Annotated in this window: 9 protein-coding genes; 7 read left to right on the forward strand and 2 right to left on the reverse strand. The window is 55.0% G+C overall.

The genetic code is table 11. The features are described from left to right. Positions 1-382 precede the first annotated feature (382 nt). The 3 genes from ACR0B0_RS11640 (at position 383) to ACR0B0_RS11650 (ending at position 4,339) form a co-directional block, all read left to right on the forward strand. A complete protein-coding gene (locus tag ACR0B0_RS11640; protein ID WP_170377314.1) occupies positions 383-889 on the forward strand; it encodes a hypothetical protein in 507 nt (168 codons plus the stop codon). Positions 890-1,004: 115 nt separating this feature from the next. Continuing rightward, positions 1,005-2,636 carry a bifunctional aspartate transaminase/aspartate 4-decarboxylase gene (locus ACR0B0_RS11645; RefSeq protein WP_480647885.1) on the forward strand — a complete coding sequence of 544 codons (1,632 nt, stop codon included), beginning with the start codon at positions 1,005-1,007 and terminating at the stop codon, positions 2,634-2,636. Positions 2,637-2,665: 29 nt separating this feature from the next. After that, positions 2,666-4,339 (forward strand): aspartate:alanine exchanger family transporter, encoded by a 1,674-nt coding sequence (locus ACR0B0_RS11650; protein WP_170350233.1) that lies wholly within the window; start codon positions 2,666-2,668, stop codon positions 4,337-4,339. Position 4,340: 1 nt separating this feature from the next. Here the strand turns inward: ACR0B0_RS11650 and aspT are convergent, their stop codons facing one another. Further along, complete coding sequence (gene aspT / locus ACR0B0_RS11655) at positions 4,341-6,041, reverse strand: aspartate-alanine antiporter (protein WP_170350234.1); 1,701 nt, start codon at positions 6,039-6,041, stop codon at positions 4,341-4,343. A gap of 472 nt (positions 6,042-6,513) precedes the next feature. On the opposite strand from aspT, the gene ACR0B0_RS11660 reads away from it, so the two are divergent. Continuing rightward, positions 6,514-7,686, forward strand: a complete 1,173-nt coding sequence (locus tag ACR0B0_RS11660; RefSeq protein WP_170350235.1) for an SGNH/GDSL hydrolase family protein — start codon at positions 6,514-6,516, stop codon at positions 7,684-7,686. Between the two features lie 659 nt (positions 7,687-8,345). Here ACR0B0_RS11660 and ACR0B0_RS11665 read toward each other — a convergent pair. Further along, positions 8,346-9,356, reverse strand: coding sequence for a LacI family DNA-binding transcriptional regulator (locus tag ACR0B0_RS11665; protein WP_480647887.1), 1,011 nt, complete (start codon positions 9,354-9,356; stop codon positions 8,346-8,348). 211 nt (positions 9,357-9,567) lie between these two features. On the opposite strand from ACR0B0_RS11665, the gene ACR0B0_RS11670 reads away from it, so the two are divergent. From ACR0B0_RS11670 to ACR0B0_RS11680, 3 genes are all read left to right on the forward strand, one after another. After that, on the forward strand, positions 9,568-10,836 hold the full coding sequence (locus ACR0B0_RS11670) for an ABC transporter substrate-binding protein (protein WP_480647889.1): 1,269 nt from the start codon (positions 9,568-9,570) through the stop codon (positions 10,834-10,836). 76 nt (positions 10,837-10,912) lie between these two features. After that, the gene (locus ACR0B0_RS11675; protein WP_170350238.1) at positions 10,913-11,758 is read left to right on the forward strand and encodes a carbohydrate ABC transporter permease; all 846 of its coding nucleotides are present in this window, start codon (positions 10,913-10,915) and stop codon (positions 11,756-11,758) included. Beyond that, positions 11,755-12,591, forward strand: a complete 837-nt coding sequence (locus ACR0B0_RS11680; protein WP_480647891.1) for a carbohydrate ABC transporter permease — start codon at positions 11,755-11,757, stop codon at positions 12,589-12,591. The genes ACR0B0_RS11675 and ACR0B0_RS11680 overlap by 4 nt, the downstream gene beginning before the upstream one ends. Positions 12,592-12,611: the final 20 nt, after the last annotated feature.

Consider the following 12,611-nt stretch of genomic DNA (forward strand, 5'->3'; position numbering starts at 1 on the left):
GCCTATAGGCGAGTCCGGTTGGTCAGGCGCTCACCCCCTGGTCCCGCTCGTACCCCCTCGTTAAATTCAAACTCGTAAACTGATCAGCAGGATTAGGTATTCATAGATGCGGAAATGGGCATAACTATTACAAGATCGTGTCAGTTCTATGTATCTTTCGGTCGAAACCGAGCAATTTGCCCCAATCTTAATGTGCATGTTTTCAACATACCTGCAGGAAATTACATCCTTTCCGCCAGTTATGTTTGTGTTAAATAGCTGGTCGTGACATTTTTAATTCGCCAACAAAGGGATGTTTTCTGCAAAAAATGGCGTTAAATCGCATTCGGATTTCCTTTAGAATTTCCATGTCCTCATTAGACTTTAATGCTGGAGGACATCTATGAATTTGGAATCCCACGAAGCCGCAACTGAGATTGCGCCGCGTGTTATCTCGATCGCAAAGCGCGAGCGCGAGATATTCCGGGCATCCAAAGCTGCCGAGGCCGCGTTTGAACAGGTCGCCTGCGCAGCCAAAGATGGCGCCGCAGTACATGGTGAGTTGCAGGACCGTGTCTTTTCCATTTTTCGCTGGTATTTCCTGTCAGCCTTTTGCACCCGTATGTTGACGGGCGCCGCGCATCGGCTTGAGCATCAGACCTTGCAGGTTTCGATGGATATTTTCAGTGCCGTCAAAATGGTGCTGACCGATAGTGAGATTGAACGGTCGATGGCTTTGGTCAGCGTCGAGCACACGTCGCCGACGATAGTTCGGGCGAATGACATTGGCAGTCGGGGGCATACTGTCGGATGGGTTGCCGCAGGGCTGCATGAAAAGGGGCGGGAATTCCCTGGCGAGATTCAAAATGCGCTGGCCGGTGCGCTGGCAGCGTCGGCCCGGATCAACTGACCGCTGCGCAGTTATCCCAACGTCAGCGACTGACTACACAGTTTACACACATGCGAATCCTTGCGTACGATCCGATAGAATTTTTCCGATTGTTTTAACGCAAGGGTTTGATGCCATGTCAGAAACACTGGACCTGCATAAGTTCGAAAACCTAAGTCCTTTTCAAATCAAAGATGAACTGATCAAGCTGGCGCAGAAAGAGTCACGCCAGATGGCGCTGCCTTATCTGAACGCAGGGCGTGGCAATCCAAACTGGATCGCCTCCAAAGCGCGCGAGGCGTTTTTCCTGCTGGGTCAGTTCGCCATGACCGAAGCACAGCGCCATCGCAACGAAGCGCTGGTCGGTCTGGCAGGGATGCCGCAGGGGCCGGGCTGCTATGATCGGCTCAACGCCTATTGCGCGGACTCGATCGCGAAGAACGGCCCTCCGGGCGCAGATACTCTGGCCGCTGTGGTGGATTTCGCGATTGAGAAATTCGGTTTTACCCCAGACGATTTCGTGCTGGAACTCACCGATGGCATCGTCGGTGATCATTATCCAATGCCGGACCGGTGCATGGCGCATAACGAAGCCATCGTCCATGAATACGTGATGTGGGCGATGTGCGCGGGGCACCGGCCCGATGCCAAGTTTGACATTTACGCGGTCGAAGGCGGCACTGCCGCGATGTGTTATATTTTCAAGGCGCTCAAAAACCAACGGTTGCTGAGTGCGGGCGATACCATTGCGCTGGGCACGCCGATTTTCACGCCCTACCTGGAAATGCCGGTGCTTGAAGATTACGGGCTGAATGTGGTGGACGTGTCCTCGGAAGAAGAGGACCATTTCCAGCTGACCGATGACGATCTTGAGCAATTGTCCGACCCAAAAGTAAAAGCGTTGTTCCTGGTCAACCCGGGCAACCCGTCCTCGGTCGCCATCAGCCCCGAGGTCATGGCTCGACTGGTCGAATTCGTCAAAACCCGGCGGCCTGACCTGATCATCCTGACTGATGACGTCTATGGCACCTTCGTTCCAAACTTTCAGTCCGTTATGGGTCATCTGCCCGAGAACACCATCGGGGTTTATTCTTACTCTAAATATTTTGGCTGCACGGGGTGGCGTCTGGGGGCCATTCTGGTGGCCGAAAACAACATCTTCGACAAGATGATTGCCGAGGCTCCGGAGGAAACCAAGACCGTCGTCAATGCGCGATACGAGACGCTGACCCCCGATCCGTCGTCGTTCAAGTTCATCGACCGGATCGTCGCCGACAGCCGCGATGTTGCACTGAACCACACGGCAGGCCTGTCCCTGCCGCAGCAGGTGATGATGACGCTGTTTTCGCTGGTCGAGTTGATGGACGAAGATAAGGGATATCAGAAGTTCTGCTGGGGTATCCTGAAACACCGTTTCGATGAACTGGTCGAGGGGATGGGTATCGACGTGCCCGACAACCCATTGTTCGACAAATATTACGGCATCATTGATTTCGAATTCTGGCTGCGAAAATATGTTGGCGAAGAGGTGGTGGTGTGGATCAAGGAAAACGTCCACCCGCTGGATATCTCGTTCAAGCTGGCGCAGGACCATGGGATCGTGCTGTTGAACGGATCGGGCTTTGATGCACCGAACTGGTCGGCACGTGTTTCTTTCGCCAATCTGGACGATAGCGCCTATCGCCAAATTGGGCGTGCCGTGCGGGCGGTGGCTGTGGGCTATGTACAGGCCTATCGGGCCTCGAAAGGATTGCCGCTACACGGCTGAGGCAGAGCCGCAGGGAAGGGGAGCTTATCATGGAGTTGATCGGGTCGATCCTGGGCCCTCATCCTGCGCTGGCCTTGTTCTGCAGCCTTGCCCTTGGCTATGCGCTAGGCAAGATCACCATCGGCTCGTTTACCGTTGGATCGGTGGCGGGCTGTCTTCTGGCCGGTGTTCTGGTCGGCCAGACCGGTGTGGTCGTTTCAGATGACCTGAAACAGGCGTTCTTTTTACTGTTTCTGTTCTCCATTGGGTACCGAACCGGGCCACAATTTTTTCGGTCTTTGAACTTTAGTGCGTTGCCGCAGATTGCCATCACAGTGTTGCTTTGTGTTGTGGCGCTGTTGGTCGCGGTGCTGTTAGCTCCGCTTATGGGGCTGTCCGTTGGAATTGCTGCGGGGCTTTTAGCGGGCGGTGTCACGGAAAGCGCGACCTTGGGTGTTGCCATTGACGCCTTTGCCAAAGCTGGCGCCGACGAGACCGCGCAAGCCATTTTCGACGGTGAGATTGCCACCGGTTTTGCTGTGGCTTACTTCGTCGGGGTCATTGCGACCATCATTTTCCACACGCAGCTGGCGCCCAGGCTCTATGGCAGGTCGCTGAAAGAGGCCTGCGCAGAATACGAGGCCGGGTTGAACAGCAACGACGCCCCGATGGTGTCCGAACACCGCGATTTCGAAGCCCGCGCTTATCGTATCAATCCCGAATTCGTCGGCCACAGGATTTCCGAGCTTGAGGCCCGCGTGCCCGAACATGTCCGCGCGTTTTTCGATCGTATCCGCCGGGGGAATAAGATCCTGCCCACCACACGCGATATGGTGCTGCAAGAGGGTGACATAGCCGCCATCGCCGGCGTGCGATCCTATCTGATCGAACACACCGCCTTATTGGGGGAAGAGGTTGAAGATCCTGAACTTCTGGACTTGCCGGTTCAAACCAACGACATCGTTGTGACCAACAACGAGGTGGTCAACAAGACCCTGGCTGAACTGTCCGCCCGTCCCGAAGCGCGCACCATCTACCTGCGCGGCATCATGCGCAGCGGCGAGCGTTTGCCAATCTTTCGCGGCGTGACCCTGCACAAGGGTGACGTGCTGACCGTTTCGGGCACTCGCAGTCATATCGAGGATGCCGCTGCACGCCTTGGTTATCTGGACCGTGAAACCAGCAAGACCGATATGGTTTTTGTGGCCTTTTTCATCCTGATGGGCGGGTTGATCGGTATCCCCGCGTTGAAGTACGGCGCGATAGAACTGGGGCTTGGGACGTCGGTCGGCGTGCTGCTTGGCGGTCTGGTGGCGGGGTGGTTGCGCTCGGTCCACCGCACATTCGGCTTTGTGCCTGAGGCAACGCTGTGGATTTTCGACTCGCTTGGTTTGTGCGTGTTTGTGGCCTGCGTGGGCATCACCTCGGGGCCGAGCTTTGTGACCGGGGTGATCGAAAGCGGGCCATCTTTGATCTTCGGGTCGGTGGCCATCGTGTTGTTGGCCCATGGGTCGGCGGTCATTGTTGGGTGCAAGGTCTTTGGCATAAACGAGGGCGTTCTGGCGGGCACCTGCTGCGGGGCAGGGACCTCGGCCCCCGGTCTGGCTGCCGTGCAGGAAGCGGCGCAGAGCCAGGTTCCAACCCTGGGCTATGGTCTTGGCTATGCCGTGGGCAACGTCTTGCTGGCCCTGTGGGGCTCGGTCATCGTGATCGTTTTGATGTAGCTTACGGCACGAATGCCACAACCAACGGACCCCAGAGTGTCAGGAATATGTTCGCCACCGCATAAGTCATCGTAAACGCGGGCGTCGGGGTTGCATTCCCGGCTTTTTCCAAAAGCGTTGCAAAACCGGGATTACCCGACCGCGACCCTGTCACCACTGCACAAGCCTCGACCGGGTTTTTGATACGCAAGACGAAATAATTGATCGGGAACTGCACGATCATCGGCATCAGTGTGACCACGACGCCCAACAACAGCAAGGTGATCCCGTATTGCTGAATGGCTTCAAGCGCAGGCTTACCCGCGTTCAGGCCAACAACCCCAACGAACACGGCCAGGCCAAAGCTTTGTAGGAAATTCGCAGCCCCACGATTGATCCCACCGATCTTGGGCCGCCGGATGCGCAGGTATCCGATGATTAGCCCGGTTACCAAGCAACCAAGACCGGACCCAAGCGCCACTTTCGTACCGGCAATGACAAAACTGATCTCACCGATCAGATAACCAACAGCCACGCCGATCCCCAGTGCAATGAAGTTGGTGACCGAGGCTGCGGGCGGCACATAGCCCGCCATTTTAGCAACCCGGTTCAGATCATCCTTGTGACCGACAATGCTGACTTCGTCACCCGCGTGGATTTCGGTGTTGTGCAGCACTGGCACTTCATGGCCCATGCGGATGATTTTTGAGATGTGGACGCCCCGCCGCTGATCCGCCGTCAACGCCTCGCGCAATTCCACTAGCGTCTTGCCGGTCAGTTTGCGGTTGGTGACCACGACATTGCGGCGCTCTTCCACAACGGTCAGTTCGGGCGGGTATTCTCCGATTTCACCGCTAGCTGTACCTTCGAATTGTGTCAGCGTTCCGACCAGGCCAGAAACCACGATCACGTCCCCTGCGCTGATCAAAGTACCCGGCGTCGGATCCACCGGGACGCCGTCCTGCAGCAGCTTTTCGACGACCAGATCACCGTCATAGCTGCCCTCGATGGATTTGACCGATTGGCCTGCAATCGCGGCGTCTGCATTCACCTGATAGGCGCGGGCATCAAAACGGTTCATCGGAAGGAACTCACCTTCCTCCAGCTTGCGACCGCCACCGCTGAGCTTCTGAGCCAGCTTGATTGCCTCTTGGCGCAGGTCGACACGCATGATGATCGGGATAACGCTGACCGCTAGGATCGGACCGATTGAGCCAAAGATATAAGTGACCGAATACCCCACCGCGATATTGGTTTTCAGCTTTTCTGCCTCATCCGCTGCCAGCCCCAGCAAGTCGATGGCATTGCCGGCGGTGCCGATGATCGCTGACTGCGTCAACCCTCCGGCGGCCAACCCGGCGGCCAGCCCTTTGTCCAACCCCGCCAATCGAGCCACGACGATGACGAAGAACAGCCCCCATAGCGTCATCATGAACGCGGCCAGCAGCTTGGTCAGGGCGGTTCGGTTCAGAGCCGCAAAAAACTGCGGGCCGCCATTGTAGCCGACCATGAAAATGAACAGCGAGAAAAAGACGTTCTGAACATCCGTACTCAGGTTGATACCGCCGATCTGACCCACGAAAACGGCCACCAGCAAGGTTCCGGCGATGCCACCCAGTTCGAACTTGCCGACCCGGAACTTGCCGACGCCGTATCCCAGGCCAAGACAGAGAAAAAGCGCCATGATCGGAAAGGCTCGGAGCTGTTCAGTGATCAATTCCATCTTAAATTCTCCAGGGTTCAAGTCTGGCTTTAACGGCGCCACGAATGGTGCTTCAGAACGCTGATAATGCTTGGAAATTTAGATTATCTGTTTTGCGTCGCGCTCAGGTAAGCATCGGTTTTGTGATCTGTCAAATTGCCTGGCGAAATTAGTTTCTGTAATTGGGTCGAACGTGACGCGCGGGAACATGGTTCACAGAAATATTTGCCTACGACAACAGCTAAGACTTTAGGTCGCAATGCTTGAGGGGATAACCTCCCTGAATGCTCCGCCCAAGAAAGGCTCAGTTTGAATGGAACTTGAAATTTATCGCCAAGTTTTGGTCCCACGTCCCATGTGCAGAAATTAAATTGTAAGAAATCGCACATGAGCTAATGTGATGTGGTCGGAAAACAGCATTCCTAGGCGGTACATTGGCTATAATTTTCAGACTAGTGTCAGCGATCACTGGAGATTTAGGGGCGTTTTGATAATGTCAGTGTTGAGAATTTTATTGATCAATTTTCTGGTTGCGGTGGGGCTCTATGGCATATGTGAAATTACCGTCTCTACATATGTGTACTTCTCAAGCGGGCAATCAATCTGGGTTGCGGAAGAGGCAGGCAAAACTGTCCAGTTTGATCCTGTAATGGGATATAAACTTACGGAAACCCCGTCGCGATACCTTAAGATCAGTTACGGTGTGCTAAGCTCTTTGGGCACGATAGAGGGAAACGCGCAGGGATTTCCTGACAGGGACGATTTTCCAACCGAAAAAAAGTCGCCGGATCAGCGCGTATTAGCTGTTCTAGGCGATTCATTCACTGCGGGAAATTATCTTTCGCACAATTGGCCTGACAGGGCCGAAGATTTGCTGAAAATGAAGGGCGAGGATGTCGCCTTATTGAACCTTTCAGGTGACGGTTGGGGGCTTGGAAACTGGGCCAGTATCATTGATGGCATTCTTCAACAGGATCCATATGAGCTCGATGGGTTGATTTTTGCGGTCTGGAAATGGGATCTCGGGCGCCGGTTCAGATATGCTGACTACCGAGATCAGAATCGCCGCGCTGCCATGCAGGTGTCAGGTTGGAGCCGGGACGACCACCCAAAAGACCTTGCAGAGGCAATGGAAACACTGGATGGTGCGGGTCCTGAGAATTCATGGATCGTTTCTTCCGAAGAGTTTGATGCAGTTCTTCGCGGAAAACAAATGTCTCACCCAGTCTGGCGCTTCGTGGTTTTCGATCGAGTCAAATCGTTGCTTACACCGGTCGTCCATCAGTTTCGCCGGGGGCGGAATGACGAGGACTGGGCGGAACGGACAGCTTGTGTGGGGGAAAGCGACCCAGACAGGATTGCACTTTTCGATTCCATTAAGAGCTATGCACAGGACCGTGACCTCCCGATCCTTGTTGTCTACATCTGGAGCCGTGAGGGGTTGATCAATGGCGCCGTCAACGCCGATCTGTGTCGGAGGGAAAACGCGCGTGCATTTGCCGAACATATTGGCGCAGAGTTCGTCGATGGGGGCGCGGCCTTTACGGGCGTTCCTCGTAGCCAGCTAAAGCAGCTCTGGCTTCCCCATGACGGTCACTGGGGGCAGGGCGGCTCTGACGTTTTTGCTGCCTTTATGACTAATATCTTGGTTCGTCCGTGGCCGTAACGGGCCCCGTGCTACGCTCATAGCACGAAACCGGACACTTCCCTTTAGTGGCGTAGCATAAGGTACTTGTCATGGGGCAACAACAGCCGTGCATGCCATATCTCGATTGTTAGAGATATGCTTCCACGGTAATTTTATGCAGCAGCTGTCTTACACCGCTCAAATGCAAACAGTTTTATTTGGCTCGACCCTCAAAGGTTTTCCTTTTTCGCCCGAAAAAGCACAATGAAATCAATGCGCGGTAACTCGATTGCTGCACCCAACATTCCTTTTTTGCAGCAAAGTTTTTCCTTCCAATGGCAAAGAAAAAGCCAGCGATACGCTGGCTTGCAAGAACATTTATGATCCAAGAGTAGATCGCGTCGGCGAAAAACTATGCGGTTTCTTCCGTTTATTGCCCAACTGACCCGCCACAGGAGTGCCTTGGGCGAACCGGATTTCCGCTTCGCCGTCGGTTGGGACGTTCGCGCATCCTAGCCGTGTGCGCGCAATTTGCCGGAGTCGTAGACCGGCCAGGCGGTAATGTCGGCCGTAGTTTCTGCTAAGGGCTCTCACTGCCAATTCGGACTTGGTGCAGAGAAGGTCCGTAGCGAGCCCAAAATGTCAAACATCGCATGGTACTGCAATGAACGCCTGCGACAGCAACTGAGATATACACTTTAGTGGTCAGGGGCTGTTCCCGATGTTCCTCGAATTGTCAGAGTCGCAGAATACTCGAAATGACGGACTGGCAGATCGGGTGTTCGCATTCGGTCCAGAAGGACCTCGGCCAACCGCTTGCCTAACTTCTTCGGGTCGATCGCCATGGTCGTGAGGCCGGGCGTCGAGACGGCCGCATCCTCGATGTCATCGAAGCCTACTACCGAAAAGTCATACCCTGGTTTCAATCCGGACTGGATCAAGCCGAAGCAAGCGCCAAGCGCCACAACGTCTCCGTTGCAAACAATACTCGTCACCTCGGGGTGTTGGTGACGGAGTGCGGCAATAGCGTCAACGCCAGCACTCTTATTCTCATCGCATGGCCAGACAATTGGCTGCACGTCATCCATCTGCTTTAAAGTGCCAAGGTAACCGGCAATGCGTTCTTCACGCACGGACGATTGCTCGGTGCCGCCAAAATAAGCGATGTGCTTGTGCCCTAAGTCTATCAAGTGCTGCGTGGCTTGTGCGAGGGCTTCGGTATTTAGAATGCCGACATGGTCGAAAGACTGCGACACCTTTCGCATGAATGTCACAGCGGGAACACCGTGAGCATTCAGAAGCTCTATAGATACTTCGCTTGTGTCGAGCGCCGGAACCCAGATCAAACCACGTCGGCCAAATCTGATGCAGGCTTCCAGAAGGCGGTCTTGACGTTGAAGATCGCCTTGCGCATCGAGGATCGACACCATGAACCCTTCGGATTCGAGCAAGTCGACGGCGCCACTCACAACCTCTGCGTTAAACGGGTTTGCCAATTTGTTTAGGATAAAGCCGATCTCGCGATTGTCCCCTGATCTCATTGTAGCCGCCGCTTGATTTGGGACGTAGCGCAGACGCTTGGCTGCGCTCAGGACTTTCTGACGTGTCTTCTCTGAAATTCGGCCGGTGTCACGCATAACTTGGCTAACGGTTGGAACCGATACGCCCGCTTCTTTGGCAACGCTGGATAGGGTGGGTTTTTTCTTCATGGGTCACAGTTTAGATATATCGTTTGCCTAAAGTCGCAAGTGGGTATGCAATTGGCAAGCAAATTATGGCGAAAGCTTGGCGGCAACAGGCTTGACTCAAGATACAACGATATATCATATTAACTGCATTCGCCCGCAGACTGACCCAAAGGTGTCGGCGAGGGAGAGAGGTTGTCGGGTTTCGGTCAGCCTCAGACATAGGGAGGAAATTATGTCGATTCATCTGAAACTGTCGGGTGCCGTGTCCGGTGTTGCGATGCTTGTTGGCGCAGCTGCCGTGCAAGCTGAAACTCTGTTCTGGTCGACCCAGGCCCGGCCCGCCGAAGAAGCGCAGGCTATGCGGACTGAGGTTCTTGGTGGCTTCGAGGGTGGGGTGGACTACCAACCGAACGAAGATGGCCCCTGGCTCACTCGCTTGCAAGCCGAGCTGCAAGCCGACTCAGGCAGCATTGACTTGCTGGGTTCCTTGCATGGCAACTTCTCGGCGATGAACCCTGATGACCTGATGGACCTTTCCGATCTTGGCGTCATGTCGGCGTCGGGCACTTTCAATGATCTGGCTAAGCTGGGAACCGACAGTCTGCAATATATGCCGTGGATGCAGGCGAGCTATATCATGGCCGCCAATACGGAAGCGCTGCAATACCTGCCTGAAGGTGCGGACATCAATGCACTGACCTATGACCAGTTGATCGCGTGGGCGGCGAACGTTGAAGAAGCGACGGGTCAGAAGAAGTTCGGCTTTCCAGCGGGACCCAAGGGTCTGAAACACCGCTTTTTCCAAGGTTATCTTTACCCGTCCTACACCAACGGTGTTGTGCGGACCTTTGCTTCGCCCGAGGCTGTGACGGCATGGGAAAAGTTCAAAGAACTTTGGAGCCATACGAACCCCGCATCAACCAACTTCTCATTCATGCAGGAGCAGCTGTTGAACGGCGATGCCTGGATTGTCTTTGATCATACTTCGCGCCTTGCGCAGGCTTTCAATGAGCGTCCCGACGATTTCGTCGCCTTCCCGGCGCCTGCTGGACCGACTGGTCGTGGCTTCATGCCTGTTTTGGCAGGTGTTGCCATCCCACGCACCGCGCCGGATGCCGAAGGTGCCAAAGCTTTGGTGACTTATCTGATGCAGCCCGAGACACAGATCGCAACCCTTAAAGCCACTAACTTCTTCCCTGTGGTTGATGTTGAGCTACCAGACGACCTACCTCCTTCGGTCAAAGCTGCCGGCGAAGCGGTTGCTAAGATGAGCAGCTCGGCGGATGCTAATCCCGGCCTTTTACCCGCTGGTCTGGGTAGCATGGGCGGCGACTTCAACCGTGTATACGTGGATGCATTCGAACGCATTGTTTTGGCTGGTCAACCCATTGAGCAGGTTCTGGAAGATCAAAAGAAACAGCTGGAAAAGATCATGGCCGAAACCGGCGCGCCTTGCTGGGCACCAGATGCGCCTTCGGAAGGTGCCTGCCCGGTCGAGTAAGACCTTCCATGACTGCCGGGCCGCGGAAGCTGTGGCCCGGCTCCCCAGCAAATCCCCAACTTAAAGGAGCGGTCCGATGGAAGCGCGGCTATTGCCTTACTTTCTGATCCTCCCGGTGACCCTGTTTCTCTGCCTGTTTTTCCTATACCCGTTTGCGCTAGTGGCGCAGCAGGCGTTTGGAACTGAGAACGGATTCTCACTGGATAACTTTCGCGAGGTTGTGAGCTACTGGAAGTTCCCGATTTCGATGAAGAACACTTTTCTTCTGGCCGCAGCCGTGGTGCCAATTCAGCTGGCGCTGTCACTTCTAATGGCCACGATGGTCACGAAGATGCAAAAGGGCCGTGATCTGGTTCTGTATATTTGGACCATTCCCTTGGGAATTTCTGACCTTGCTGCAGGTATCATCTGGTTGGCGATCTTCGAGCAGTCGGGCTTTCTGAACTCGATGATGGTAGGGCTTGGTGTCACTGACCAACCTGTAAGTTTGCTGAGTTATCAAACACCCTGGGTTGTGTTCCTGGCGATTATGCTTGCCGAGATTTGGCGTGCGACCGCGATTATGCTTGTGATCCTTGTGGCGGGCATCGGTCTGATCCCCAAGGAATACTACGAGGCTGCGGATGTGTTTGGCGCCTCGCGCTGGAAACAGTTCACCCGGATCACTTTGCCGCTTCTGCGCCCATCGCTGCAAACTGCCCTGGTCCTGCGTGTCATTCTGGCCTTTGAAGTCTTCGCTGTGGTCGCAGCCCTTGGGGGAACGATATTCCCGGTGCTTATGGGCGAAATCTACGCCTATCAGTTTGACTTGCAGAATGGCGGAGCAGCAGCAGCGCTGGCGATCATCGTTCTGATCATCTCGATCGTCTTCACTCTGATCATCATGCGCGCTCTGCGCGTCCCGAAAGGAGCCACGATATGACGGCAGTTGCAGACGTTGTGGCCTCTGACGCCCGCAAAGCGGGAAGGGGGCTCTATCGGGCTGGGGTTATCCTGCTGTGCGCTTGGGTGATTATTCCGCTCTACCTACTGTTCGTGAACACGATGTCTTCACCGGATACGGTGAACAGTTTTCCCAAGAGCTTCATTCCGGAGTTCAATATGGGATCCTTGGAGTTCTTTATGGGGTTCCAGGGGATGCTGAGGGCGCTTTGGAACTCGGTTGTGGTGGCTTTGATGACGATGGTGATGTCCATCGCCATAGGCGCCCCCGCGGGCTACGCGCTATCGCGGTTCGACTTCCGAGGGAAAGAACTGTTCCGACTGCTGATCCTGCTGACACGGGCCTTCCCGCTTCCGCTTTTGGCACTACCCTTGGCAGTTCTCTTCATCCGTACGGGCTTGGATGATACGGCTTTTGGTCTGGCGCTGGTTCATACAACGTTGGCGATCCCCTTCGCGGTGCTCATCACCTTTTCGCTCTTCTCGGGTATCCCGCTGGAGCTCGAAGAAGCAGCCTGGACATTGGGTTGCACACGGCTGACCGCATTCACCAAGGTGATCCTGCCTTTGGTGCTACCAGGGATCACAGCTTCGGCGATTTTCGCCTTTGTGATCTCGTGGAACGAAGTGTTCGCGGCCGCCGTTCTGACCATCGAGAACCGGACGCTTCCCGCGTTCCTGTTGCAGACCCTGGGCGAGGCCCCTTTGCACCTGAAATTTGCAGGCGGCTTTATCCTCGTGGTGCCTGCGCTGATCTTCATCTTCGCCGTGCGCAAATATCTCTTTGCGATGTGGGGCATCGCCAACCGCTGAGCGGTGGCTGAAAGGAAACT

The organism is Ruegeria sp. BA12 (assembly GCF_056539625.1).